A 24,957-nucleotide genomic window follows, 5' to 3' on the forward strand; every position below is an offset into this window, starting at 1 on the left:
TCAATCACTTTTTTACATTGATAGGTAATTTATGAAAAAGATTTTCAATCCTATAACAGTAGCCTTAATATCATTTCGATGTTATGTATACTGTTATTTTAAAAGCAAATAAATATCAAAAACTAGTTTCTAGTTGTAATTTAATTATAGAAACAGAGATAAATTAGCTTTTTAAAGGAAATGAGGTCTTTATAATGATTAAAAAAACAGGATTTAAAAAATTACTAATTGGTTTAACAATGATTAGCGCAACAGCCGTGGCAGTTCCCGTGGTTTTTCCTGATGTTGCCGCAAAAACGCTTGATACAGTAACAAGTACATTTAATTCTTCTGATGAAACAGAAAATACATCTCAAGAAAAAGCAGATAAAAAGCAAACATCCGCGTCTTCAAAAGAAAATAAACAAGTAAAAGAAAGTTCTGAAGCTGCTACATCAGCTACTAGTGAAACAAATCAAAGTCAAGAAGCAACAGTTGCTCCAGAAGAAGCCGATACAGTAGCTGCTGTTGAAACACCAGTTGTTGAAGAAACCATACCGCAGGAGGTGGAGCCCACTCCGATAGCAACACAACCAACTTTACAAGCCAATCAATTAAATATCAATGGCACCTTTATCAGTTATGCTAATGCAGGCCAGGGTAGTGGACAAGCAGTTATTGATGGAAATTCAAATATGGCAGCAACTTGGGGTGGAGCAGCCGTTCAATCTGGCTCCGATGGTTTAAACACTCACTTTATCGGTCATAATCCAGGTATCTTTAATGTGTTATTCAGTTTAACTGGTGGTTCAGTTATCCAAGTATCAGATAGCAATAACCAGGTAACAAATTACACAGTCACTGGCATTACACAAGTAGACGATTACGCAGTAAGTGCTGATGGTACAGATTACTACGATCAAATGATTGGTACCGGGGGTGGTGAAAGAATTACATTACAAACTTGTATAAATGATAGTACAAACTTAATTGTTTTTGCCCAAGCATAACAAACCTTGAAGCAGTCAAATAAATGATTGCTTCAAGGCTTTTTTTATTTAGTTGTAAAAACGAAACGAGGTGAGAGGCTAGAAAAAAGGTGGATAATTTCCTTATTTAGATCCATTTTTTTAATAGTTTCAATTGCATGACGATTTTGCATTTTTAAAATACCAGCAAAAATATTGTAACGATCATTTGTGGATATGAAGTTATCAACAATTATGAGGTTTCCATTTTGATAGTCTGACAGTGGATTGTTACTAATTACGAGGTCATAATTTTGAAAGGATGAGACGTCTATTCGCTCACTAAAAATAACTGAACCTTTAAAAATGGTAGATTGCACCTGGTTACCGTATTCAAGTTGTAATAGACTTTCTAACATCTCTGCATGCTTCGTTCCTAGGTCACTTACGATTAAAATAGATATTTTTGTCCGCAAATGATTCAAAATAACCGGTAATCGCGACCATTCTTTCATCAGTAAGCTAAAAATCCGATAATAATGAATCTTGGCCCAATCAGTAGTTTCTTTCTTATCAAATTCTTTCAAATAATTTGCGACTAAGCTGGCAAAAACCGGGTAAACCCGCTGACTTTCCCGTGAAAAACGTTTAAATTTATCAAATAAAATAATTCGGTCGAAAGGATAATATAAGTAGACAACATACCAATAAAGTAATTCTTGTAAAATTTTTTGATGATCTATTAAAGATATCTCTGCATCAATAAAGGTACTGATTGCTTGAAGAAAGTCTTCAAATTTTTCGGTTGTTTTGTTCATTTGTTCTAAATTATCCCAATGATAAAAAGCAGATAGTGCAGTATGGCTCACTTCTTTATACCAAGAAGATGTGATTTTAATTCCACTACCTTTAAAAATTTCTTTCAGTGGAATAAATTCATCATTTATAATACTTTCGTACAGATCATCATCAGACAAAAGTTCTTCATCCGAAATAGTAAAGTTTTGTTGAGCTCTTAATAAGCTAATCACAATTAAATAGGCATTATCTTGTTTTTCCATATCATTCAACCGAAACCCTAAAGAATTCGCAATCTTTGTGATAATTTTTGATAATGCGACTTGGTTTAGATCAAAAGGCCAGTGGAGATATCCATAAGCTTCGCTAAAATATTCCTGATAAAAGAACCGAACCCACTGCTCTTTTTTTGCTGTCACGTAAAATGGATTACGATGAAGTCGTAGCCCGTAATTCTTTAAAAAAATATCAATTTTGGCTACCATTCGATAGAAACTTGCTTCACTCAAGAAAAAGTATTTACACCAAAAACTAGCATCTTCATTTGGCTGATACAAGAGCTGTTCAATCATTTGAAATTCCTTGCTTTCAGCAAAAATTATGTTATAAATGTTTGCCATCTTATTCGTTGAAACATTACTCAACCTTAAACCTAGTGTTTTCGAGAAATCAATTTTGACATATGTACCCCAAAAATCATTGATATAGTCGATATCTGACATCAATGTTTTGGTAGAGCAACTAACAACAACTCTAGCTTCTTTAACAGATAGCCAATCATCTAGACGATCTAAAATTTCTACCAAGCGCATCCGACGATAATTTGAACTCCCAATTAACTCTCTTTTCATAAAAAATCCTCCTATTAAGAGAAACTTCCCCTTTTAATCATATAACGGAGGTTTATAAATGACCAAAATTGTTGCTCATTTTTTTATATGTAATAAAAAAATTATTAATTGTAATTTTAAAAAAATATAACGGTAATATTTGAAGTGAAGGGTTATAAAAATAGGCGAAGACAAATACTATCAAGTCAACATTTAGATTAAACGCAGCGATCATGTAAAATCTATTACTTTTGATCGTAGCAGAGAATTCGTAAACGAGAGATTCATTAGTCGTTTACTAGGCTAAAGTTTATTTTTCACATGCATACGCACCACAAGAATGTGGTACAAATGAAAATACTAATAGATTCATTCGAGTTTATTTGCCTAAGAAACAGACTTTTGAGAAGCAAACTCAAGAAGATATGCTTTTTATTGCTGAGGAATTAAACACTAGACCTAAAAAAATTCATAGCTTTGCTTTAGAACTTGTAAAGAGTTATATGAACAAGAGAAATGTCTTTCTGGTTAAAATGTATGATTGTCCACGAAGGTGATTAAAATTTAGTTCAGTTGTTGCACTTTATAAAAAGATATTCGCTTTTTTACTACTTAGTTTACATAACATGTATTATACAAAGCTACATTAAATTGGCGAATGTTAGGAGTAAGTGCAACATCTGGTTGCTATTGCATAACTATCCTTCATAATTAGCTCTTAATATCTTTTTATTTTGAAAAGAAGTTTAAATAAAAAAATAATTTATCATCTACGCGCAGCTAGCGTATTATAATTTAGCATCTATTATTGAATTATGACTTAGAAAATCCACTAGTCTAAATATTTTTTTCATTAATCGTGATAAAGATATCTGACAATGATTTCCATCAAATATCTTTATACAAAAATCTAAGGCATCATTCTATGGCTCTAAAAGAATTTTACCGACACTTTTTCCTGATTCCAAAAATTCATGGGCTTCTTTACCATTAGATAAAGAAAAAATAGTTGGTTCACTAATATTTATCGTACCCTCTCTAAAATACTTGAAAAGTCTATCACTTCTTTCACTGCGTTCCTTATAGCTAGTCAAATAATCCCAAAGATCTCCGGTTAATATGCTTTTTGATTGAGAAAGTAATTCAACAAAATCAATTTTAGGAGGATTGCCTCCAGCCATTCCAAAGAAAACTACTTTTCCTCTATGTTTAACTAAGTCAATACTATCCAGTAGTGTAATCCCAACTCCATCATATACGGTATCAAAATACGATAAGTAATCTTCTTGCCAATCTGAATTTCTTAAAAAAACCCTTTTTGCACCTTGCTCTAAAGCCATCTGTTGTTTTTCTTTTGAAGAAGTAATCCCATATACATTAAGACCATCGGCTGTTAACATTTGAGCTAAAATTTGCCCCACCCCACCACTTATCCCATGCACAAAAACATTACTACTTTCAAGTCCATTCCCTAAATCATGAGCTAAAAAATCAGCAGTCAAGCCTTGTAAGCCAATACTTGCTACTAATTTTGAATCCATATTACTAGGTAGTTTTATGGCATTTTCTTTTGGAACAGCCACTAATTCGGCGTTTGAAAAAGGAACATCCACAAAAAAGACTTTATCACCAATATTATACTCACTAACAGCAGAGCCAATATCAATGACTGTCCCAACACCTTCGTACCCATTTATATATGGAGAACGCTCCTCTATGTGATATTCTCCTTTTCTTCTATAAATGTCCGCATAATTCAAACCAATATATTCCATTCCTAATAGTAGTTCACTCCTAGAAACAACCGGGTCTGGTAATTCACCATATGTTAAAACATCAGAATTACCGAAATGGTCGAAATATAAAGCTTTCATAATTAGTTAATCTCCTGTCATTTATATAATAACCTCTAAAATACTATCTGGTTAAATTCCAATATATAGTATGGATTGTCACAAATAATTCTATATCATTTACCTCCTATTTAGTTATTTGGATCATATACATTTTATGATATAAAATTTAGAATGTTTAGGTACATTATTTCAAACAGAATCATATCATTTTTTAAAAGTTTTTTCTTCTTTTTTTATTTTTCATCTTTAGATCACGTTTATGTTCATTATTAAAAAAACATCTAAACTGATAAATTACTAAATCAAAGATATAATTTTAAAATTCATTCTCAAATAATTATCAAGGATAAGAAACTATCCAATTATTATTAATTCCACTCTAAAGTATTATGTAAACTATCATCGAGATCTAAAAAGCTTTAATAAAAGCTACCAGTAGACACGAAGTCTTTTAGAAGTCTTTTTATAGAATAGTTATTTCTCTTAATGATCTGACGATGCTGGTTATTCTTCTTGAAATGTAAGGAAATAACTTTACCTGTACTGAAGTTTTTTAAAAATTAAATAACGACTATTTAAAAGACTTTTTAAATAGGCTCCAGGTAGACAAAAAAACTCTCAAAAGCTGTATGCTTTCGAGAGTTTCACTTTATTTAATTTCTAATAAACTCGTACACCAAAATCAGGTGTATACCATTGTGTATCACCATATTTAACTTCTTGTCCTGGTTGTGGCGCATGGATATATCCTGTATCTCCCGTAGAAATAGCTACGTGTGTGGTAGCACCTGGTTGTCCCCAGAAAAGTAAATCGCCTGCTTGTGCATCTGAAACTGCAATTTGAGTCCCTGATGATTCTTGAGCGACAGTCCAACTACCAATATCTTCACCAGTAACTTGTTGGTAAACATATTGTGTTAATCCTGAGCAATCAAATCCTTGTTCAGGTGTTCTACCGCCCCAAACATAATCTGTTCCAAGATATTTTTCTGCTTCAGCAACAACCGCTTCACCTCGAGCATTATCCGTTGTAGCTTGACCATTATCCGTTGGAGTAGTGGCTTCTGGTGTTGTAGTGTTTACTTGTTCATCAGCTACCGTGTTGTTGTTTTCTACTGGTGTATTCTCCTCAACAGGAGCCGTTTCAACTGGTGCAGTAACTGTAGGTGATTCAACGACTGGCGTATCAACAACAGGTGCCTCAACATTAGTATTATTGTCAACTACTGGTGTCGTTGGCGCTGGTGTCGTAACCTCAGGTGTAGCAACTGGTGTATTTGTTGTAGCAGAAGCTGCACTATCTTCACCATTTCCCACGACAACGGTTTGTCCTGTGTAGATATCATTATCTTGTAAATTATTCCAAGAAACAAAATCATTCGTACTAATGTTATGCTGATTAGTAATAGACCAAACAGAATCACCAGACTGAACAGTATAGGTTTCTGGTGCGACTACTGCTTCATTAGTTGGTGCCGGTGTTGTAATTTCTTTAGCTGGTGTATCATAGTTAGTTAAATTATTTTCTTCAATAATTTGAATTAATTCTTGCGCATAAGTGCTACTTTCACTGAAACGATCTTGTAAGGCTTGAGCTGCTGCTTGGTAATTATCAGCAAAGTGTTTCCAAGTACCGCTGAAGTATTGGTCGTCGCCATTTTCTTCAGTCGTCTTCATTACTTGAACATAATCAGCAACTGCATCTTCATAAGAATCGTAATCTTTCAATTCCTTTTGTTCTGTTAAGCCAGTTGCTAAGTTTGTTTTTGGTAGGATAGCAGAATTACCTTCATACTGTCCTTCCAAACCAAAGACGTTAAAATAAGGTCCTTTGGCGAACTCGTTTTGTCCCCAGTTGCTTTCTAAAATTGCTTGTGCTAGCATAACCGATGCATATAAATCATTTTTTTCAGCTTCTGGCTCGATCATTCCAGCCAAACTGCTGATATATGATTGTTTATCAACGCTAGAATTTGCTGTCGATGCATCACTATTAGTTTCCGCATCTGCTTGACTCGCATTCATTAATGGTGCAACAACAGAAGCAGCAACTAGTGCCGTTCCTAATAATGCAGTACTTTTTTTCAAATATAAATAATTATTGGTTTGACGACGTCTTTGTTGACGTAGTTGACTTCTACTTACCCTTGTATCCATATCCATATTTTCACTCCAATCTATTTTTACAAAAACTGACAATCCGCACTCACAAGAAATATTTTAACGATCTTTAAAAATAATAAAATTCGTTATATTAATTCTCGCAAATTTTTATTAGTATTGCAACCATTTCGGTACGTTAAAAATGACTAATTAGTTTTTTAAAAGTGCGATTGTGGCTTTAAAAGTAAAAATCACTATAAGGAGCATAGCATGACTAAATCATTGATATTAAAAGAAAAAGTTAGTCGTTTACCTGAGTCTCCAGGTGTATATTTCATGAAAGACAATGAAGGTCAAACAATCTACGTTGGAAAGGCTAAAAATCTGAAAAGACGAGTGGCTTCCTATTTCAGGAACAATAAACAGCATTCAAAAAAAGTTATTCGAATGGTTGGCCAAATTGATGATTTTGATTTTCAACTAGTTGATACTGAATTTGATGCCTTAATTCTAGAGTGTCAAAAAATCCATCAAATACGCCCTCATTTTAATCAAAGAATGAACCGCTACGAGAATTATGGTTTTTTTCAATTTTTAGATGAAGAGCCTTATCTGAAAGTATTAAATCATTGGTCAAATCAAGGACAAATAATTGGCCCTTTTTTCAAGCAAGCAAAAATGATCGAAATAAAAAAAATACTAATGAGTTTATATCGCCTGACAGGTCCACTTAGATTTGCCAAAGATATTGTGAACATTTCGTCTGAGCTAACACCTGAAGAAGAGTTTACTGGAAGGTTAACAGAAATTAGCGATGCTTTTAAAGGCCGCCCCGAAAAAGTTTTACAACGCATCGAAGATAAAATTCAGCGGGCTAACCACCGTCAAGATTTTGAAACTGCAGCTATTTGGTGGCAGAATTATTTAATAATTGAACGTTTTTTAAGACGAAATAAACAATTAATTTTAACTTTACAAGGTAGATTTTTTATTGGTTTACTAGCTGAAAACAACCAATATTATTGCTATCTCTATAGTAAAGGAATGATTTTAAATCGTATTGTTTATAAACGGCGCCCAACTTTTGAACAAATGCAAAAAAAATTGCTCCATTCAATTCCAAAAGAAAATCGCAAAAATTGGCTATCAAAAGAACATTTGGATAAGGAAGATGCCGATCTATTCCCTATTTTTTTTAATTATTTGAATGCCCATGGAACTGCTCAGGCTATTTTTGTCGAAGAGCAACCCTTTTAGTAGACAAACTTCTTTCGATTGCGTTTAATAAATAAGCAAGTATCTATGAAAGAAGGATGTTAATGGAAAATAAATTTACTTTCCGACAATTTTGGGAGTTATCAGAAATTTATACGGCCCCGTTGAATTTGTTTTTAATTTTAATGGGGGTTTCGATTGCGATGGATCAATTTGACTGGGGAATCAGTTTAGATTTATTCCTTTATGGATTAATTTTAATTATTTTCCATGTAACTGCGAATATTTTTAATCATTACATGGATTATAAAAATGCTTCTGACCAACATTATCGTGAAGTAACGAATGTCATTGGTCGAGAGAAATTGAGTTTAAAGTTTGTTAGAAATCTTTATCTTATTTGTTTGTTTATCGCCTTTTTACTTGGTGTTTGGTTAGTTTTGAGGACCAATATTATTGTTGGAATTTTGGGCTTAATTGGCTTTTATATTGGTCTTTTCTATTCTTACGGTAAGCACCCGTTGAACTCACTTCCGATTGCTGAAGTTTTAACTGGTACGACCAGTGGCTTTTTTATTCCAGTCATTGGTTTTTATTTAGCAATTGATGGCAAAATCGAAGTGACTCCTTTCATGATTTTTGAAGTTTTTATTTTGTGTTTGCCGCTTAGCATGATGATGTTTAATAATTTATTGGCTAATAATACGTCTGATTTAGAAGAAGATGTTAAAAATGGTCGTAAAACTCTGGTTTATTATCTAGGCAAAAAAACAGCAGTTTCAGTATTGCTGATCGTTTTTGCAATTAGTTATTTACTATTACCTATTTTTGTCTTTTTGGGAATTGCTCCCTGGCCCATTTTAATTTTGTTTTTATTCTTACCAAAAAGTATCCAAGGGTTAAAAATCTATCAGCAAAAACAGGACAAAGCTACCACCTTTCCAATTGTTTTAAAGACAATGTCCTTGGTAATGATTGGTTATCCATTGCTTTACTTTATTGGCAGTTTGATCCATCAATTATAAAAAAAGACCATTCTCATTTTGAGATTGGTCTTTTTTAAAATGTTTTTCCCCAAGTAACAAACTCTGCTTTTTCTCCATCTGTTTTCAGAATTGTGAGACTAGAATTTGGTACAATTGGACTTTTCCTAAGTTGGCTCAAAGGATCCTGTTTTAAATTGGAAAAAACAGTCATCAAAAACAAGCCATGTGTGACTACTAAGATTTGCTGGTTTTGATTTTTTTGATTAATCTCAGAAATAAAATCTTTTCCTCGATTTATCAATTGTTCATAGGATTCGGCATGTATTTTTTCTGAGTTAAATTTATCTGGTTGATGAAAATAATTGTAGGCTTCAGGATGATTTTTCACTTCATCGATCACTTTGCCATCCCAATCTCCTAGTTTTAATTCTCTTAATCGTTCATCAATCTGAATTGTTGGCGCAGCATGATTTTGACTTAAAATGATTTGTGCTGTAGTTTGCGCCCGCATTTGGGGTGAGCTATAAGCTTGATCAAAAGTAGTTGCTGCTAATTCTGTTGCCATTCGATTTGTTTCATCGATCCCTTCAGCCACTAATGGTGTATCAACCGTTCCACCGTTAAATCGTCTCTCAATATTGTTTTGAGTCAAGCCATGGCGAATAAAATAAAATGTTGTCATCAAACCTCTCCTTTTTTTCAGTGTACTGCAATAAAAATAAATTGAAAAGCTTTTGGAAAAACATTCTTTTTGCTTTTTTTTAGAATTAGCGCAATAATAACCAAGAATTTTAGGAGGCGGTATTTGTGGAGGAACTTGAAAAGATAAAAAAAGAAATACCGATTCATGAAACATTATTAGTTGGCTCACTTTTAGCTATGGCAGCAGGTAGTCTTGATGCGTATACTTATTTACTACATGGTGAAGTATTTGCAGGTTTACAAACTGGTAATTTAATTTTATTTGGTATTCACCTTATTCATCCAGATAATGTCGGTGTGAGTCGGTATTTGATTGCTATTTTGGCATTTATGTTAGGAACTATTTTAATTCGTCTATTTCAAGAAAAATTTGATCACAGTAGACGACCAGGTATTCGTCAATCGTTTGTGATTGGTTGGGAAATTATTTGTATGCTAATTGTTGCTCTTTTTGCGTCAGTTTTATCTGACCGAGCTGCCAGTGCTTTATTGTCAATTGCTGCAGCTGCTCAATTGCAAGAATTTAATCGTTTAAAAGGTGCTCCTTTTACTTCTTTAATGATGACAGGAAATATTCGGACATTTGCAGCAAGTATTTTGGAAGGATTAATGTTAAAAGATCATAAAGCGATTAATAAATGTCGTGATATCGCTACAATTATTGGCAGTTTTATTGTTGGAGCAGCGCTAGTTTCATTATTATCAGGTGTTCTCGGAGATCAGACTATCTTTGTGTCGATTGTTTTTTTGTTATTTGCTTTAATCTGTATATTAATCAAAACAAAAAAGAATTAAACTTTCTCATTAAAAAAGGTTCTAAGCTCAAATTGTTGAGCTTGGAACCTTTTTTTAAACAATCTCACCAAACCATTGATGCATTCCGCCGGTCATATTAAAAGTTTGATAGCCTTTTGCCTGTAATATTTCAGCAGCCTGTTCACTTTTATTACCAGTTCGGCAGACTAAATATATCGGTTTGTCCTTTGATCCTTGATAGTTAGTTATGTTAGCTAAAGGAAAATTAAGCGCTTCTTTAATGTGGCCTGATTGATATTGTTCAACGACTCGAACGTCTAATAACGTGATCGCGTCTTTTTTTAGGAGTTCTTCTAATTCATCTGGAGAAATCTCTTTGGCTTCATGAAGTGACATCTATTCAACCTCCTAGTTATGTTAAAATAACTATAGAGAGTTTTGTTTTTTCAGTCAAGGAGTGAAGCTTATGTTAGAAACGTTAGTTAATTTTTTAATTCAACAAGAAGATGAAAAAAATTTTTCCGCTGATACGTTAGTTTTAGCCGGAAATAGTTTACCAAATTTAATTAGCTATACTGCAAAATTTGTTAAAGAGAAAAAAATTAAAACAGTCATGTTTTGCGGCGGGATTGGACATGGTACACAATTCTTAATTGATAACTATAAAGAAATGATGCCTGAACTACACATGGAAAATTTTTCTCAATTACCTGAAGCAACTATTATGCTAGAAATATTTAAACAGACATACGGCGATATTTCTCAGTTAGACATTATAAAGGAGGAACAATCGACAAATACTGGTGAAAATGCTCGTTTTTCATTAGCAGCTTTTGATAATCCGCCTGAAAAAATCTGGTTGGTTCAAGATCCACTGTTGAAAAAAAGGAGCTTATTAACTTTTCAGAAAAATTGGCCCATACCCACTAAAGATATTGCTTTAATGCCCTATCCTACTTTTGATGAAAATTGGTGGCCAAAAGAGTATTATTTGTCTTTAGTCATCGGAGAAATCCGACGTCTGCATGATGATGAGCAAGGCTACGGTCCCAAAGGTGCAAATTACATTCCCCATGTTGATATTCCTGATAATGTTTGGCAAGCGTATCTAGCTGTAAAAGATTTACTAATAAGAGATGTTCGAAAAAATTAAGGACCAGTGAGAAGTCAGACTCATTGGTCTTATTTACAAAAAAATTTATTGTTTTCGACATTTCTTTTTGCTACGCTGACTGTAAGGGTTTTTATAGTGGCGATTGGGGGGAGCATAATGAATAAACGTCTTTGACTATGAGTAAAGAAGAATCTTAGAGTTTCTAAGCTAATCGTTATGTCTCTTCATCTATGGAGTCGCCTTTAAGATCAATCGAATATCATTTTTACTATATAAATAAACTCTTTTGCCTTCATAAGTGAATGATTGCACATGACGATGATTAATTCAAATTGGAGTGTGTAAAATGTTAATTGCTATATCTTTTATTATTGTTGCTGCGATTATTTATGGCTTACTTTATTTAAAAAGTCGAAAAGTTGCCTTTTCTAAGCGAGTGGTCCTAGCCCTTGTTTTAGGGATTATTTTAGGACTTATCTTAAACCAATTCTTTTCTGCCTCTGAACGGATGCTTTTTTCTGATTGGGTAGGTATTTTAGGTGGTATTTATGTCAAACTATTGCAAATGATTGCAATGCCATTGGTTTTTGTCTGTGTCGTTTTAGCCTTTACTAAAGTTGAAATAAAAACCAACGTAGCCAAACTAGGTGCGACCATCGTTGGGACTTTGATTGGGTTTGCAGGATTTGCAGGAATTATCGGGATAATTACCGGTTATTTTGCTAATATTGATGGTAGCGGCTTTACTATCTCTAAAACAGCCTTAAGTACTGCCAATGAATTAAGAGACAGTTATGTTGCTGGTGGCGAAAATGCTTTGAGTTTGCCTCAAAAAATTATTGCTATCTTCCCTTCAAATCCCTTTTATGATTTAACTGGTCAGAGACCTAGTGCAACCTTGGGTGTAGTTATTTTTGCCCTATTTTTAGGAGTTGCCTTTTTAAAAATTAAAGATAGAAAACCAGAAGCTGCTGGATTTTTCAAACAAATGATGGATAGCATTTATGAAATCATTATGTCAGTTGTTCGTTTATTTTTATCATTTGCTCCTTACGCAGTCTTTACCATCATGACTACTACTGTAGTAAATAATGATTTTTCAGCTGTCTGGAAACTGGCAAAATTCTTTGTTGCTTGTTATGTTGCGATGGCAATTGTTTTTGCCATTCAAATTTTGATTATTGCTCTTTGTGGTATTTCACCAGCACGTTATATTAAACGGGCATTCTCAGTTCTTTCCTTTGCTTTTATTACAGCGTCAAGTGCCGGCTCAATGGCTATGAATCTTGAGATGCAAGAAGATTTAAATATTCCAAAAGGTATTTCAAGTTTGAGTGCTTCTTTTGCAACATCGATGGGTATGTGTGGCTGTGCTGGTCTTTATCCAGGAATTATTATCGCGATTGTTGCTCAAACACAAGGAATTAATCCATTATCACCTCAATTTTTACTTTATGCTGGATTTATTATTGCGATGACCTCATTTGGGATTGCTGGAACTGGTGGTGGTGGTTCTGTTGCTACGATTATTTCACTTTCTGCTTTAGGCTTACCTGTAGGTCTTGTAGGAGTATTTATTGCAATTGAACCACTTGTTGACATGGGTAGAACTGTAGTTAATTTAAACGGCGGAGTTGTTGCTAGCGCAGTGACATGTAAAGTCAGCGGAATCGATTTAAGTGAAAAAAATTCTGAATCAATCGCAACTGAAAATAACTAATAAAAAAGTCTATGAATGAGTAAATTAATTACCCATTCATAGACTTATTTTAATTTATAATTGTGTGAAATAAATTGCTAATCATACCCCATAAACTTGTAAAGAACTGCGAAATAGTTCCTAATAAGCCACCAAAGTCAGGATTTGCTACAAAGGATTCCATTTGAGCAAATGCTTGATCTTTGTATGCATAAATCAAGAATATAATGAGTAAAACCCCTAGTACCCGCCAAATTACTGAACTCAAGCGAACCACCAAATAAATAATAAAAGCTAAAACAACTAATGCAAGAATTTGTTCCACGGTTCTCCCTCCTCTTTACCTTATTATGCCTCAAAAATCTTTCTATGACATCAGACTTGCGCCGGATGACAAAATAAAAATTGGCCCACCCAAATAAAAGCCAATTGGCTGTTTTTAATTCCTAAAAGAAGACTATACTAAATTTTTGTAAGGAGGTTTTTATGAAAAAAGTAGTGACTATAGCCGGTTCTGATGCAACTGGTGGCGGTGGGATTGAAGCGGATTTAAAAACTTTTCAAGAATATGGAGTTTTTGGTTTTGCGGCAATTACTAGTATTGTCACCATGTTCCCTGAAAGTGGCAAACACCAATTAACGCCTTTAGACTTAAATTTAATCGACAAACAAATAGATTCGGCTTTGGCAGGTCCAATCGATGCTATTAAGACTGGTCTGCTACCCTCCCGTGAAATTATCGAATTGACGAGTCAAAAATTATTTGATTTTTCTGGACCAATCGTTGTGGATCCGGTAATTGCAGGAAAAGGAACCACTGATTTTTTAAATGCAGACAATGTAACTGCCATGCGAGAAGTTTTATTACCTATGGCATATATCACAACACCTAATTTAAGGGAAGCGGGCATTCTTTCTGGTTTAGGCGAATTAAAAGAAAAATCACAAATCGAAAAGGCGGCAAAAATTATTTATTCCTTTGGTGCAAAAAATGTTGTCATTAAAGGTGGCGGCGCTGGGTTGCCCTTTGATTTGTACTATAATGGCGAAATATTTCATTATTTCCCACACCCAATTATAGAAACAACCTTTAATCATGGTGCTGGCTGTACTTTTGCGGCTAGCATAACCGCTGCTTTAGCAAAAGATTATGAACTATTTTCAGCTATCAAAACAAGTATTAATTTTGTTCAAGCAGCTATTAAAGCTGGAATAGCAATTAATCCTTATGTCGGCCATGTTTGGCACGGAGCATACAATCATGCTGAGAAGAGGATGGAGGAAAATCATGACTAATCACAAAAAAATCCAAACAATTGTTTTCGTGGCACTATTTGCTGCGTTAACATTTTGCGGTACTATGATTAAAATTCCTTTACCAACTGGAATGTTTATTCATTTTGGCAATACAGTGGTTTTATTAGCGGTGCTATTACTAGGTTATTGGCGTGGCGCTTTGGCTGGAGGCATTGGTTTTGCACTCTTTGATATTTTAAATGGCTATGCCAGTGAGGCACCAATTTATTTTGTTGAATGTTTTGTTGTGGGGGCGGCTGCCTACTTTGGCTTTTGGCTGTTTAAAAAGGATCCGACAAAAATTTATCAAATTATCACGATTGCCTTCTTTGCAGGGATTGCCAAATTTATCGCCTCAGTCATAGAGGCAACAATGATGTCAATGATTGCTGGAGCAGACTTAAAGCCTGCTTTTATGGCTTCTATCATCAGTATGCCTGCGACTGTCATCAACATTGTTTCGACCATTATTATCACAAGCTTACTTTACTTCCCTTTAAAGTCTGCTATGAAAGGCATATTACACAAACAAACTATTTAATATGCTATAATAAAATTCCTTGGCAGGGGCACAGCTGATACATGTTATATTTCTTAACATGCATCAGCTTTTTTCTTGTTTTTATAAACGACCCATGCTATAATTTTATTCAAAGATAAGTGTTTTCATGAATTTTTCAAGAAAGGATGTGAAGTATAATGACATTCTCTACTCAAGATTTGACTTATCGGGTGACTTTAGACACTGAAAACAATTTATTCATTGTTTATATCCCAAATAGCGATCATCGCGCAAGTGGCGTCACGATTGAAGAAGCAATTTCAAAACTTAAAAAAACTGCATAAGGAGCGTCACAAGAAATGGACGATTGTCTAAATTAAAAAGCATCTGCTGGCTATGAGCGGATGCTTTTTTTGTGTCTTACAATTCTGTTCGTTGAATGATAGACAAATCTATTTTTTTAATGTATAACTTCTTCTATTATAATAGAAAAAACAGAGGTGAATAGTTATGATTCAATTTTTTGATGGAATTTTTCAAATAGTCTTCAATTTCCTTGCAGTATCTCTAGATGTCATCCATAATTTGATAAATTTTTTGTTCTCAGCAATTATTTAATTGTGAGTTTCTCATTTGATTGACCTTCTAACCATTCGAATTCAATTTCAAACTGGTGTTTATCGTATTTTTTTTCATATTTCAATTCAACTTCCAAAGGTTCGTCAGGTGCAATGATCGTTGTTTTCTCTCCCTCAACTATACTGAATTGTCCGTTTTCCTTTAGTCTCGTAGCAATCATCAGGAAAAAATCACTAAACTCTACTAAACTTTGTTTTTCCCCTCGAACAACAAGGACCTCTGTTAATGGCTTATTTACAGTCATTTCTCTCACACCTTTTCCTTTATTATTGCAGTTTTCAAAGATTTCTTTCAAATTTCAACTTAGTGACTTGACGAACGTTGCAATTTCTAAGATGATAAAGGGATGGATTTTTAAGAAAGTTGGTATATCAGTGAGTTTATTAGAGTTAAAAGAAATTAGTCAGCAATTTGGTGACAAGATTTTATATGAAGATTTGTCTCTACAAGTTAATCGTGGGGAACATTTAGGATTAATCGGTCAAAATGGAGCCGGTAAAAGTACCTTAATCAAAATTATAACAGGCGAAATTTTACCAGATGATGGCACAGTTTCATGGCAAAAAAACATTCATTACGGTTATCTAGATCAGTATGTTGAAGTTGATCCTGAATTGACCATTCGTGATTTTTTAAAGACGGCCTTTATGGCGGAATTTGAGAAAGAAGCCAAAATTGGGAAACTGTATGAAGAATACAGTGAAAATTATGATGATAAATTGTTAGAACAAGCCGGAAAGCTGCAAACTGAGTTGGATCAAGGCGATTTTTATCAAATTGATACCTTAGTTGATGAAATGAGCAGTGGCCTTGGCTTAGCTATTTTAGGTATGGAGTCTCAGTTAAAAAATCTCAGTGGCGGGCAGCGTTCCAAATTAATTTTAGCAAAATTACTACTGGAAAAACCTGATGTTTTGATTTTAGATGAGCCGACTAACCATTTAGATGACGAACATGTCGCTTGGTTGAGTCAATTTTTAAAGGATTTTGCGGGAACCTTTGTAGTTATTTCCCATGACCAAAGTTTTCTAAATCAAATTACTACTCATATTGCTGACATTGAGTTTGGTAAGTTAACTAAATATACAGGGAATTTAGAAAAAGCCTTAAAACAAAAAGAACAATTTCAAGAAACCTATTTGCGTCAGTATGCCGCTCAGAAAAAACAAATTGAAAAAACGGAAGCCTATATTCGTAAATATAAAGCCGGTAGTCGTTCAACTATGGCAAAATCTCGACAAAAACAATTGGATAAGGTGGAAAGATTAACCCCGCCTAATTCCAATGCGAAAGCCCACTATGATTTTCCTTATCACCCGATTGTCACAACCTTGGCTTTGGAGACAACTGATTTAACAATTGGTTACCAAAAACCTTTGTTACCGCCAATCAATCTAACAGTACGTTATGGTGAAAAAATTGCTATCCGCGGCTTTAATGGTATTGGTAAATCAACTCTTTTGAAAACTTTAATCGGTGAAATTCGTAAAATTGACGGAGATTTTCATTTTCCTGCTAATACAAAAATTAATTATTTTGAACAGGATTTGCATTGGGAAAATGGTTATCAAACCCCTTTGCAATATTTAAGCGATATTTATCCAAAGGAAACAGTCAAAGAATTACGTAAACACCTTTCTCGAGCAGGACTTCCTAGTGAATTAGCCCAAGAACCACTTAGAACCCTAAGCGGTGGTGAACAAACCAAAGTAAAATTAGCCCAAATGACAATGGAAAAAGGCAATTTGTTAATTTTAGATGAGCCCACCAATCATATCGACCAAAGTACTAAAATAAGTTTACAAGAAAGTTTACAAAATTTTGCTGGTACCGTTATTGTCGTATCCCATGAAGAAGATTTTTATAGTGCGTGGGTGGACCGTGTCGTTGATATTCAACAATAGGAGCTGAAAAAAATGTATCCCTTAGTCCCCACCAATATTTTAGAAGTCGCGCAAGTAATGGCTTGGCGAAAACAGCAAGGTGAAACGGCTGACGAAGATCAAATTATTATTGAAGCCATCAAAGAAAATGCCCAAAACTTAATTGATGAAGCACTAGAAGGTCCTTATTGGACAATTAAATGGGAAAATGAAGACCATTTATTAGCAGTCTTTGATGTGATGGGAGAAAAAATCGGCGAACTTTCCCCTGCTGATTCTTCTTTCTCTGCTGAATTTCGTAAAAATGGGCATGAATTACTTTTACATTTAGGAAAACAATTAAGGCCAATTATCGGTAGCCACTAGTCAGAGAAAATTCTCTGGCTTTTTTTTATTTTAAAGAAATTTTAGGTTTGCCGAAAATAATTATTTGCTTTGTCTACATTTAGGTGTATGATGTGTTTGTAAAAGATAAACGGGGTGAAGAAATGCGTGAAAAAAATAAACAACATTTGATAACTCATGCCAACGGTGCATCTTTAGCCGAAATTAATGGAACTGTCAAAGTTCCTGAAGGCAAAAGTTTTTTTAGAACATTATTAGCTTATTCTGGTCCGGGTGCATTAGTCGCAGTTGGTTATATGGATCCCGGCAATTGGTCCACTTCGATTACTGGCGGACAAAATTTTCAATATTTATTAATGTCAGTCATTTTAATGTCTAGTTTAATCGCTATGTTATTACAATACATGGCAGCAAAATTAGGTATTGTTACTCAGATGGATTTAGCCCAAGCCATTCGTGCGCGAACATCTAAAGCTTTGGGAATTGTTTTATGGATTTTGACTGAGTTAGCCATTATGGCTACCGATATTGCTGAGGTCATTGGTGCGGCGATTGCACTCTATTTACTTTTTAGTATTCCATTAGGTTTAGCTGTTGTGATTACTGTTTTTGACGTTTTATTATTATTACTACTAACAAAAGTCGGTTTTAGAAAAATTGAAGCGATTGTCGTTTGTCTAATTTTTGTCATATTATTTGTTTTTGTTTATCAAGTTGCCTTATCAAATCCTGATTGGTCAGCACTAGTGAAAGGTTTCGTTCCTTCCAGTCAAACATTTGCCGAAAGTCCCAAAATTGGTGGTCAAACACCTTTAACTGGTGCTTTAGGAATTATCGGAGCCACTGTCATGCCCCATAATTTATATCTTCATTCTGCAATTTCGCAAACAAGAGCGATAGATCATAGTGATGAAAAACAAGTAGCTAAAGCTGTTCGTTTTACAACTTGGGACTCCAACATTCAATTAACCTTAGCGATGTTAGTTAATGCTTTATTATTAATTATGGGCGTAGCAGTTTTTAAATCAGGTGCGGTTAAAGATCCATCTTTCTTTGGCCTTTATGAAGCTCTGTCTAATCCCGCAACCTTAAGCAATGGTTTGTTAGCAAATGTTGCCCGATCAGGTGTCTTATCGACATTATTTGCGGTAGCATTATTAGCATCCGGCCAAAATTCTACCATTACTGGAACTTTAACTGGACAGGTTATCATGGAAGGCTTCATTGAAATGCGAATGCCAATCTGGTTGCGACGATTAGTTACACGATTATTGTCCGTTGTGCCCGTTTTAATTTGTGTATTGCTTACTCGTGGTCAAAGTACCGTTGCAGAACATGAAGCTTTAAATGATTTAATGAATAACTCGCAAGTTTTTCTGGCTTTTGCCTTACCTTTTTCAATTATTCCCTTGTTAATGATGACTGATAGCGCTGCTGAAATGGGGCACCGTTTCAAAAATAATTTAGTAGTAAAAGTTTTAGGTTGGATTTCAGTCGTCGCGTTAACTTATTTAAATCTACGAGGATTACCTAATCAAATTGAAAGTTTTTTTGGAAGCAATTTATCTGCTGATCAGCTTTTTCTAGCACATGCAATTGCTGACAGTTTGATCGTGATCGTTCTAGTATTATTGGCTTGGACCATTTTTGAATTGTATCGAGGCGATAAAAAACAAGCCCTTCTCATGGAAGAAGAATCCGCAAATTAGCGGATTCTTTTTTTAGGTCTAAAGTCCGATTGTTCAAAATCATAAAAAAAGATATGCTAAATGTATCAAATAAAACCGATTAGAAAGCGGGTTGAAAAATATGCGTCAAGAATATTTATCTCAATTAACGGAATTGTTGAGCTATCGAGTTTCTCCTAGTGTAGTTCAAAGCACCGTTGAATATTACGATCAAACAATTATTGAATTAATGGAATCCGGCTATTCAGAAGCCGATGCTGTGGCTGAATTACCTAATCCCAAAGCAGTTTTGGCTAGTTTAGTCGACGAACCATTTCCATCAACAAAAAGAAAGCTCCCCTTGTTCGTCATTATTTTATTAGTTATCAGTTCACCTTTATGGGGAAGTTTGGCAATTGCTGCTGCAGCGATTCTTTTTAGCATATATATTGTCGCTTGGTGCATACCTTTTACTGGCTTTTCAATTGCTGGAGGATTTATTTTTGGTGGTGTCGTGGCGATGGTTACTAGTCCATGGGCCTTCTTTGATGCTATGTTTATGGGGGTTTCACAATTTGGTGTTGGCTTAACTATTTTAGGCTTAGGTATTATTGCTTTATGGTTGACCAGTCATCTGACAAAAGCTTATTTAAAAGTACATCAAATTCTCTGGAACAAGATTAGTCGCTCTTGGCAAAATAAAAAGGTGGTATACGCATGAAAAGAGTCAATCAATTAGCAAAATGGTCTTTAGGATTAGTTATTACTGGCGCAATCATCACATTTTTAGGTTTTGCATTATCAGGTTTTTCATTCGAACGGTATGCTGAAAATAGTGATCATTGGTACAATACAGTTCACCTTTATAAATAAAAAAACTGTAGATATCGCCCAAAATTTGGACTTTATATACAGTCTCCAACAAGGCTTAGGCCTTGTTTTTTTTGATATATTGTTTTAAAAATGCCAATGATGATGTCCAGGCTGCCTCAAGATATCCTTCCGCATGTCTAGTTCCTTCAATCAGTTTAACTTCATTCGGCACATTATTATCAGCTAAAGCTTTTTGCAATTGATAAATTCCAGAAAGTGGTACAAACTCTCTCAATGAATTAGCTAAATAAAGCGGACCACTCTTAGTTGAAACTCTTTGGAGTGGTGTTGCATCTGCCAATTTTTGATCATCTGGTGCGTAGTTAGTAATAAACCATTTATAAAATGGATCATTAGCACCGTCTTGATCAATTAAAGCTGAGGCCTGCTGGTCAAAATTAGGTTTTTGCGTATTTTCAGCCACCACATCGGCATGTTGATGTACCCACTTGGCAATATCAATAATTCCCGACCAAGAAACTGCTGGAATTCCTCGCTGTAAAGCCAACTCAATCGATAAATTTCCGCCTGCAGAAGAGCCAAAAGCCCCCCAGTTGCCTTTTAATTCGGGATATTGTTCGTATGCCCAATCAAAACTAGCTAAAGTATCCTCTAAAGCCGCTGGAAATAAGTTTTCTGGAGCTAAACGATAATCTGGCACTACTACTAAAAAACCTGCTTCAGCAAATTTTTCAGCAATCGCCCCCTCTTTTTCTTTACTACCTCGAAACCATCCACCACCGTGAAGATCAATCAATCCTCTTTCAAATGTTTCTGGTTGATAAATATCAGCCTTTAAATTTAAATCTTTATGATAAACGACATTTTTCATAACTTTCATAATATCCCTCTTTTCAAAAATAAATATAAGCCTATCTTCAAAAAAAGAAAAAGATTTTGAATTGTTATTTTACCACCATTACATTACACGGTGCATTATTAACAACAAAGGCAGTCGTTGAGCCGATCAAGGCTCGCTCGATACGCCCTTTACCAGTGGCACCTATCATAATTAAATCAATATCATTGTCTTCAGCATACTTAACAATCGCTGTTTTAGGATTATCTTCCAATTTTACGGTTTCGTAGTCAAATCCTTCTGGAAATTCTAATTCTGCTTGTAAAATAATACTGTTTAAATAATTTTTCGAGGTTTCAGCGATATAGTTCGAGGCATGGGCATCCGCCAGCATCGGAGCAGTATCTACCGTAGTTAAAATAACCAAATGTCCATCATTTCTTTTGGTGGTCTCTACAGCCTCTTTTAAGGCATTTTCCGCTTGTTCAGAACCATCTACAGCAACCAATATATTTTTATAGACTTTGCGCAAAGTAAACTCCTCCTTTATTTAACAACTAGGGTAACAAATCATCCTTCTTACTATCTATTATAAAAAAGAAAGCATAAAAAAACAAACGCTTTCTTGAAAGTAACAATTCTGAATTATTTTTTGTTTTTATTAAGGATTTTACTTTTTAAAATGATACAATATTGTTAAAAAGGGGGGATTTCATGGCTGAACTTGAAAATTTAGATTACCGCTATCGTCAATTAAGCCAAACAAATTTTTCTCATTTAAGTTTTGAAAAGGTTGATTTTACTGGGGCTAATTTAACCGGTACAACTTTTGAAAATAGTTTGTTGCGGCAATGTGATTTTACAGATGCAAATTTGACCGATGTCAATTTTATAGGAACGGATTTACGAACTTGTCGTTTATCTGGTGCGGATATTTCTGGTGCTAATTTTTATTTTGCAATTTTAGAAGATGTTGCCTTAGATCATGTCATTTGGGATGAGACCACACAATATTTCCGACTACATCCACCCAAAACCGGGGCTTTTTTAGGTTATAAAAAATGCTTTGGTTATCGGATCGTACAGCTTTTAATTCCTGAAAACGCCCAAAGAACCTCCGCTACTGGCAACTCTTGTCGTTGCGATTTGGCAAAGGTTCTGACTATTAAAGATATGTACACCAATCAAGATTATGATGAAGCTGTCTCATACGTCGATCCAGACTTTATTTATCATCGTGGTGCTTGGGTTTATGCAAAAAAATTTAATCCAGACCGATGGGCTGATTCCACCGGTGGTATCCATTTCTGGTTAACTCGTAAGGAAGCTGAAGGTTACATGTAATCTTTAGCTTTCTTTTTTCAATAAGTCTTTGATTTTAAGGATAATGCCAATGCCTGATAAAATTAAAATGATTAAATTAATTTTTTGATTCATGCCACCTTTTTTCATTCCTACACCTCCAAATTTTTTAACAATGATATGCAAAAACCGTCCGTTGATTCAATGGTTGTAATTGCCGGCGATTTTTTCCATGTAACGCACAAAATGCTTCAATCTGACTAGTTGAGACTGTCAAATTTTCTTGTAAAACAAACCACTTCACATTTTCTGTTAAAGGTGGTGTGGTTAATGAGCCGGTATAATGATAATAGCTTTTATTTTCCGGTAATAACAATTCTGCTGAAATCATCAAGGCATTCTCAGAATCAAATTCAGCTAAAACTTGTTGAAATTCCTGATTCTCTTCACCTTCAGCAAATAACACCGCTACAACAGCTAATTCTCCGTTACCATTTTGATAAACAAAATGCCCTTCTAAAGGAAAACTTTGCCCGTCAATCGTGTGCTCAGCTTCAGAATGGAAATGAACTTGCATTAAAACATGCCTCTCTCCATTTAAGATTGCTTCTCCTAAAGCTAATAATTGAAGGTTTTGTCCATTATTATTGAAATTACAAACTTCCTTTTCAAATGAAAAGTACAAACCCGCATTTTCATCAGTTTGGGTTATCGTATCCTGGGTAACAATAGCAATCGGCGACTGTGCCTCCCCGCCATCTGGCTGCCATTTTTCTTGTTGTAAATAATCAATTAAAAATGATTTCAAAATAATCACCTCTTCAAAGTAATTTTTTAAAATATAGCATTTTAAATTGAAAAAGACACACCATGAATCTGCAAAAATCCATTGAATAAAGCTAAAAAAGCTTGATTCAGTCGCAAGTCTGAGGGTTTCAATCAAAAAAAGTGTTAAAATGAAAAAAATGAAGGAGGTGCTTTGGATGTCTTGTTTAGGAAATATTATCTGGCTGATTTTTGGTGGATTTATTGGCGGAATCGGTTGGTTATTTGCTGGTATTTTATGGTGTATTACGATTATTGGAATTCCGATTGGCTTGCAGTGTTTTAAGATGGCTAGCTTGAGTTTTATGCCTTTTGGCAAAGATGTCATTTATCACACAACACCGGTAAATCTTGTGGTCAATATTATTTGGTTAATTGTATCAGGGATTCCGTTGGCGCTAGCCCATTTAACCAGCGCCTTGTTATTATGTCTCACAATTATTGGAATTCCCTTTGCTGCACAATCTGTAAAATTAGCCAAACTCGCTTTAATGCCCTTTGGTGCAGAAATTGTTTACTATTAGCCCCAAATTAAATAGATTAAACCAAGAATCACTAAAATAATATTAAGACCAATTTGCAAACGGACATAACCTAGCGGTACTGGCTTTTTTTTACGACGTGCGATGTTTATGACAATGTTATATATACCTACAATGATAATGTAGGCCAACAAAAAATTTCGATACACACAAAAACCTCCTTATCTATTCAGTTTACCTAGCTAGTAGTGTTTTTTCAAGGACGCATTATTTTTCCCCAAAAAAACTCGTAGGAAATCAAAAAGAAGGTCGATTTCCTACGAGTTTTAATTTTTGGTGATACTTAATATTTTTGCGTTTAAACGATCATACGAAATTGTGAAGCTTTCAACATCTGTCTGAGATGTTGGCACCCGATAAGTATAAGTCGTTAAACCATCTGTGGGGCTATTCGAATTGAAGAAACTTTCTAAATATGCTTTACGTAAATCTCCTCGTGTGGCTACAAATAAATCATAAAAACCATTTTTATCAGTAATATCTACTTCTTTTTCTAAGGCTTGAAATTCCGTCTGATCAGGATTTAGACCATCTTTATTCATTTCTTGGAACAGCTGTTCATCTGAATTGTTGCTAACAATATCTGACCAAGCTGTTTCAAAATCAGCTGTCTTATCTAAATAAGTATCATCAGCGGTAATAATATTCGTGTTGTCACTAGGATTCGCTGTTGTGGTTAAACTTAATAAGGTATCATCACTATAAATCAGATCTAATTGAAAATCGTGGCGATTACCAGCTGTATCAGCAAAGGTCCATAACTGTCTTTCTACAGTGGTCATTTTATCTTCTTGCAAAGTTTTTCCAAAGCCTAAAAGATTGGCCTCCACAAATCCAGTATTATCAGAATAAATAGCCGAATAAAGCTCTCGATATAAATTAAAAACCAATTGATCATTTTGCATTTGGCCATATATATTGCTCATGGCTTCTGTTAAAGCTGAAGAACTGGCTAAATTATTACGGTCATCTAAAAGTGCATTGACTTCACTGACTTTATCTAAAGATTGCGTCAAAATTTCTGGATCACTAATATCTTTTAAATTAAGTTGGGCTAATTTGGGTAGTTCCTGTTGTTCTTCTTTTTCTTCCCCGCTAGCAAACCAGCCGAAAGGAATCGTGAACTGAGGAAAATTTCCGGTTAGAATAATTCCTGCCCCACCGATTATTAACCCTAAGAAGACGGCCCAAAATATTAACCATTTTTTCTTTGTGTTCATTTTTCACCTCGTTATTTGATTACTTATTTATTGTGGCGACAAAATGTGATTCCGTCAA

Annotated in this window: 28 protein-coding genes; 16 read left to right on the forward strand and 12 right to left on the reverse strand. The window is 34.5% G+C overall.

Annotated features, from left to right (window positions below; all coding sequences use genetic code 11):
• Positions 1-194 precede the first annotated feature (194 nt).
• Positions 195-989 carry a class F sortase gene (locus KUA55_RS09255; protein ID WP_218325915.1) on the forward strand — a complete coding sequence of 265 codons (795 nt, stop codon included), beginning with the start codon at positions 195-197 and terminating at the stop codon, positions 987-989.
• 44 nt (positions 990-1,033) lie between these two features.
• Here KUA55_RS09255 and KUA55_RS09260 read toward each other — a convergent pair whose 3' ends face one another.
• From KUA55_RS09260 to KUA55_RS09270, 3 genes are all read right to left on the reverse strand, one after another.
• Positions 1,034-2,596, reverse strand: coding sequence for an AcpB/EbpR/MafR family transcriptional regulator (locus tag KUA55_RS09260; RefSeq protein WP_218325916.1), 1,563 nt, complete (start codon positions 2,594-2,596; stop codon positions 1,034-1,036).
• Positions 2,597-3,498: 902 nt separating this feature from the next.
• Positions 3,499-4,449, reverse strand: a complete 951-nt coding sequence (locus tag KUA55_RS09265) for a zinc-binding dehydrogenase (protein WP_218325917.1) — start codon at positions 4,447-4,449, stop codon at positions 3,499-3,501.
• 642 nt (positions 4,450-5,091) lie between these two features.
• A complete protein-coding gene (locus tag KUA55_RS09270) occupies positions 5,092-6,594 on the reverse strand; it encodes a C40 family peptidase (protein ID WP_343214713.1) in 1,503 nt (500 codons plus the stop codon).
• Between the two features lie 210 nt (positions 6,595-6,804).
• Between KUA55_RS09270 and KUA55_RS09275 the strand changes: the two genes are divergently transcribed.
• Together KUA55_RS09275 and KUA55_RS09280 are read left to right on the forward strand one after the other, a co-directional pair.
• Positions 6,805-7,791, forward strand: coding sequence for a GIY-YIG nuclease family protein (locus KUA55_RS09275; protein WP_246601449.1), 987 nt, complete (start codon positions 6,805-6,807; stop codon positions 7,789-7,791).
• A 62-nt stretch (positions 7,792-7,853) separates the two neighbouring features.
• On the forward strand, positions 7,854-8,774 hold the full coding sequence (locus tag KUA55_RS09280; RefSeq protein ID WP_218325918.1) for a prenyltransferase: 921 nt from the start codon (positions 7,854-7,856) through the stop codon (positions 8,772-8,774).
• Positions 8,775-8,808: 34 nt separating this feature from the next.
• Here KUA55_RS09280 and KUA55_RS09285 read toward each other — a convergent pair whose 3' ends face one another.
• The gene (locus KUA55_RS09285) at positions 8,809-9,417 is read right to left on the reverse strand and encodes a histidine phosphatase family protein (RefSeq protein ID WP_218325919.1); all 609 of its coding nucleotides are present in this window, start codon (positions 9,415-9,417) and stop codon (positions 8,809-8,811) included.
• 125 nt (positions 9,418-9,542) lie between these two features.
• Here KUA55_RS09285 and KUA55_RS09290 point away from each other — a divergent pair, with 125 nt between their 5' ends.
• Positions 9,543-10,232: a YoaK family protein gene (locus tag KUA55_RS09290; protein ID WP_343214714.1), complete on the forward strand. Its 690-nt coding sequence runs from the start codon at positions 9,543-9,545 to the stop codon at positions 10,230-10,232.
• A 54-nt stretch (positions 10,233-10,286) separates the two neighbouring features.
• On the opposite strand, the gene KUA55_RS09295 is transcribed toward KUA55_RS09290, so the two are convergent.
• On the reverse strand, positions 10,287-10,589 hold the full coding sequence (locus tag KUA55_RS09295) for a rhodanese-like domain-containing protein (protein WP_218325920.1): 303 nt from the start codon (positions 10,587-10,589) through the stop codon (positions 10,287-10,289).
• 70 nt (positions 10,590-10,659) lie between these two features.
• Here KUA55_RS09295 and KUA55_RS09300 point away from each other — a divergent pair, with 70 nt between their 5' ends.
• A complete protein-coding gene (locus KUA55_RS09300) occupies positions 10,660-11,346 on the forward strand; it encodes a YdcF family protein (RefSeq protein WP_218325921.1) in 687 nt (228 codons plus the stop codon).
• A gap of 307 nt (positions 11,347-11,653) precedes the next feature.
• The gene (locus tag KUA55_RS09305) at positions 11,654-13,027 is read left to right on the forward strand and encodes a cation:dicarboxylate symporter family transporter (RefSeq protein WP_218325922.1); all 1,374 of its coding nucleotides are present in this window, start codon (positions 11,654-11,656) and stop codon (positions 13,025-13,027) included.
• Between the two features lie 49 nt (positions 13,028-13,076).
• Here the strand turns inward: KUA55_RS09305 and KUA55_RS09310 are convergent, their stop codons facing one another.
• Positions 13,077-13,331, reverse strand: coding sequence for a hypothetical protein (locus KUA55_RS09310; RefSeq protein ID WP_218325923.1), 255 nt, complete (start codon positions 13,329-13,331; stop codon positions 13,077-13,079).
• A 161-nt stretch (positions 13,332-13,492) separates the two neighbouring features.
• Here KUA55_RS09310 and thiD point away from each other — a divergent pair, with 161 nt between their 5' ends.
• The 3 genes from thiD (at position 13,493) to KUA55_RS09325 (ending at position 15,148) form a co-directional block, all read left to right on the forward strand.
• A complete protein-coding gene (thiD, locus tag KUA55_RS09315; protein WP_218325924.1) occupies positions 13,493-14,302 on the forward strand; it encodes a bifunctional hydroxymethylpyrimidine kinase/phosphomethylpyrimidine kinase in 810 nt (269 codons plus the stop codon).
• Entirely contained in the window at positions 14,295-14,843 is a 549-nt protein-coding gene (locus tag KUA55_RS09320) for an ECF transporter S component (protein WP_246601450.1), read from the forward strand. The genes thiD and KUA55_RS09320 overlap by 8 nt, the downstream gene beginning before the upstream one ends.
• A gap of 158 nt (positions 14,844-15,001) precedes the next feature.
• Positions 15,002-15,148 (forward strand): hypothetical protein, encoded by a 147-nt coding sequence (locus KUA55_RS09325; RefSeq protein ID WP_218325926.1) that lies wholly within the window; start codon positions 15,002-15,004, stop codon positions 15,146-15,148.
• Between the two features lie 266 nt (positions 15,149-15,414).
• Here the strand turns inward: KUA55_RS09325 and KUA55_RS09330 are convergent, their stop codons facing one another.
• Entirely contained in the window at positions 15,415-15,738 is a 324-nt protein-coding gene (locus tag KUA55_RS09330) for an amphi-Trp domain-containing protein (protein ID WP_246601451.1), read from the reverse strand.
• Positions 15,739-15,817: 79 nt separating this feature from the next.
• Here KUA55_RS09330 and KUA55_RS09335 point away from each other — a divergent pair, with 79 nt between their 5' ends.
• The 5 genes from KUA55_RS09335 (at position 15,818) to KUA55_RS09355 (ending at position 20,211) form a co-directional block, all read left to right on the forward strand.
• A complete protein-coding gene (locus KUA55_RS09335) occupies positions 15,818-17,347 on the forward strand; it encodes an ABC-F family ATP-binding cassette domain-containing protein (RefSeq protein ID WP_218325927.1) in 1,530 nt (509 codons plus the stop codon).
• A 12-nt stretch (positions 17,348-17,359) separates the two neighbouring features.
• Positions 17,360-17,692, forward strand: a complete 333-nt coding sequence (locus KUA55_RS09340) for a hypothetical protein (protein WP_218325928.1) — start codon at positions 17,360-17,362, stop codon at positions 17,690-17,692.
• 122 nt (positions 17,693-17,814) lie between these two features.
• Positions 17,815-19,380 carry an Nramp family divalent metal transporter gene (locus tag KUA55_RS09345; protein WP_218325929.1) on the forward strand — a complete coding sequence of 522 codons (1,566 nt, stop codon included), beginning with the start codon at positions 17,815-17,817 and terminating at the stop codon, positions 19,378-19,380.
• A gap of 100 nt (positions 19,381-19,480) precedes the next feature.
• Positions 19,481-20,059 (forward strand): DUF1700 domain-containing protein, encoded by a 579-nt coding sequence (locus KUA55_RS09350; RefSeq protein ID WP_218325930.1) that lies wholly within the window; start codon positions 19,481-19,483, stop codon positions 20,057-20,059.
• Complete coding sequence (locus KUA55_RS09355) at positions 20,056-20,211, forward strand: hypothetical protein (protein WP_218325931.1); 156 nt, start codon at positions 20,056-20,058, stop codon at positions 20,209-20,211. The genes KUA55_RS09350 and KUA55_RS09355 overlap by 4 nt, the downstream gene beginning before the upstream one ends.
• Before the next feature lie 55 nt (positions 20,212-20,266).
• On the opposite strand, the gene KUA55_RS09360 is transcribed toward KUA55_RS09355, so the two are convergent.
• Together KUA55_RS09360 and KUA55_RS09365 are read right to left on the reverse strand one after the other, a co-directional pair.
• Positions 20,267-21,052: an alpha/beta hydrolase gene (locus KUA55_RS09360; RefSeq protein ID WP_218325932.1), complete on the reverse strand. Its 786-nt coding sequence runs from the start codon at positions 21,050-21,052 to the stop codon at positions 20,267-20,269.
• A gap of 64 nt (positions 21,053-21,116) precedes the next feature.
• The gene (locus KUA55_RS09365) at positions 21,117-21,542 is read right to left on the reverse strand and encodes a universal stress protein (RefSeq protein ID WP_218325933.1); all 426 of its coding nucleotides are present in this window, start codon (positions 21,540-21,542) and stop codon (positions 21,117-21,119) included.
• 182 nt (positions 21,543-21,724) lie between these two features.
• Here KUA55_RS09365 and KUA55_RS09370 point away from each other — a divergent pair, with 182 nt between their 5' ends.
• Positions 21,725-22,354 carry a pentapeptide repeat-containing protein gene (locus tag KUA55_RS09370; protein WP_218325934.1) on the forward strand — a complete coding sequence of 210 codons (630 nt, stop codon included), beginning with the start codon at positions 21,725-21,727 and terminating at the stop codon, positions 22,352-22,354.
• 127 nt (positions 22,355-22,481) lie between these two features.
• On the opposite strand, the gene KUA55_RS09375 is transcribed toward KUA55_RS09370, so the two are convergent.
• Positions 22,482-23,129 carry a carbonic anhydrase family protein gene (locus tag KUA55_RS09375; RefSeq protein ID WP_343214715.1) on the reverse strand — a complete coding sequence of 216 codons (648 nt, stop codon included), beginning with the start codon at positions 23,127-23,129 and terminating at the stop codon, positions 22,482-22,484.
• A gap of 166 nt (positions 23,130-23,295) precedes the next feature.
• On the opposite strand from KUA55_RS09375, the gene KUA55_RS09380 reads away from it, so the two are divergent.
• Positions 23,296-23,661 carry a YccF domain-containing protein gene (locus KUA55_RS09380; RefSeq protein WP_218325935.1) on the forward strand — a complete coding sequence of 122 codons (366 nt, stop codon included), beginning with the start codon at positions 23,296-23,298 and terminating at the stop codon, positions 23,659-23,661.
• Here the strand turns inward: KUA55_RS09380 and KUA55_RS09385 are convergent.
• Positions 23,658-23,828, reverse strand: coding sequence for a hypothetical protein (locus KUA55_RS09385; protein ID WP_218325936.1), 171 nt, complete (start codon positions 23,826-23,828; stop codon positions 23,658-23,660). The genes KUA55_RS09380 and KUA55_RS09385 overlap by 4 nt on opposite strands.
• Before the next feature lie 117 nt (positions 23,829-23,945).
• A complete protein-coding gene (locus KUA55_RS09390) occupies positions 23,946-24,899 on the reverse strand; it encodes a hypothetical protein (RefSeq protein ID WP_218325937.1) in 954 nt (317 codons plus the stop codon).
• Positions 24,900-24,957 lie beyond the last annotated feature (58 nt).

Origin of the sequence: Enterococcus alishanensis (assembly GCF_019218635.1) — a bacterium.
Classification (GTDB): Bacteria; Bacillota; Bacilli; order Lactobacillales; family Enterococcaceae; genus Enterococcus_A; species Enterococcus_A alishanensis.

Bases quoted from the DNA above. Each gene is read 5' to 3' on its own strand.
- KUA55_RS09340 (WP_218325928.1), top strand. From the start codon at position 17,360: ATGTATCCCTTAGTCCCCACCAATATTTTAGAAGTCGCGCAAGTAATG.
- KUA55_RS09255 (WP_218325915.1), top strand. From the start codon at position 195: ATGATTAAAAAAACAGGATTTAAAAAATTACTAATTGGTTTAACAATG.
- KUA55_RS09355 (WP_218325931.1), top strand. From the start codon at position 20,056: ATGAAAAGAGTCAATCAATTAGCAAAATGGTCTTTAGGATTAGTTATT.
- KUA55_RS09350 (WP_218325930.1), top strand. From the start codon at position 19,481: ATGCGTCAAGAATATTTATCTCAATTAACGGAATTGTTGAGCTATCGA.
- KUA55_RS09380 (WP_218325935.1), top strand. From the start codon at position 23,296: ATGTCTTGTTTAGGAAATATTATCTGGCTGATTTTTGGTGGATTTATT.
- thiD (WP_218325924.1), top strand. From the start codon at position 13,493: ATGAAAAAAGTAGTGACTATAGCCGGTTCTGATGCAACTGGTGGCGGT.
- KUA55_RS09345 (WP_218325929.1), top strand. From the start codon at position 17,815: ATGCGTGAAAAAAATAAACAACATTTGATAACTCATGCCAACGGTGCA.
- KUA55_RS09320 (WP_246601450.1), top strand. From the start codon at position 14,295: ATGACTAATCACAAAAAAATCCAAACAATTGTTTTCGTGGCACTATTT.
- KUA55_RS09265 (WP_218325917.1), bottom strand. From the start codon at position 4,449: ATGAAAGCTTTATATTTCGACCATTTCGGTAATTCTGATGTTTTAACA.
- KUA55_RS09360 (WP_218325932.1), bottom strand. From the start codon at position 21,052: ATGAAAGTTATGAAAAATGTCGTTTATCATAAAGATTTAAATTTAAAG.
- KUA55_RS09275 (WP_246601449.1), top strand. From the start codon at position 6,805: ATGACTAAATCATTGATATTAAAAGAAAAAGTTAGTCGTTTACCTGAG.
- KUA55_RS09295 (WP_218325920.1), bottom strand. From the start codon at position 10,589: ATGTCACTTCATGAAGCCAAAGAGATTTCTCCAGATGAATTAGAAGAA.
- KUA55_RS09280 (WP_218325918.1), top strand. From the start codon at position 7,854: ATGGAAAATAAATTTACTTTCCGACAATTTTGGGAGTTATCAGAAATT.
- KUA55_RS09370 (WP_218325934.1), top strand. From the start codon at position 21,725: ATGGCTGAACTTGAAAATTTAGATTACCGCTATCGTCAATTAAGCCAA.
- KUA55_RS09270 (WP_343214713.1), bottom strand. From the start codon at position 6,594: ATGGATATGGATACAAGGGTAAGTAGAAGTCAACTACGTCAACAAAGA.
- KUA55_RS09305 (WP_218325922.1), top strand. From the start codon at position 11,654: ATGTTAATTGCTATATCTTTTATTATTGTTGCTGCGATTATTTATGGC.
- KUA55_RS09325 (WP_218325926.1), top strand. From the start codon at position 15,002: ATGACATTCTCTACTCAAGATTTGACTTATCGGGTGACTTTAGACACT.
- KUA55_RS09260 (WP_218325916.1), bottom strand. From the start codon at position 2,596: ATGAAAAGAGAGTTAATTGGGAGTTCAAATTATCGTCGGATGCGCTTG.
- KUA55_RS09285 (WP_218325919.1), bottom strand. From the start codon at position 9,417: ATGACAACATTTTATTTTATTCGCCATGGCTTGACTCAAAACAATATT.
- KUA55_RS09300 (WP_218325921.1), top strand. From the start codon at position 10,660: ATGTTAGAAACGTTAGTTAATTTTTTAATTCAACAAGAAGATGAAAAA.
- KUA55_RS09390 (WP_218325937.1), bottom strand. From the start codon at position 24,899: ATGAACACAAAGAAAAAATGGTTAATATTTTGGGCCGTCTTCTTAGGG.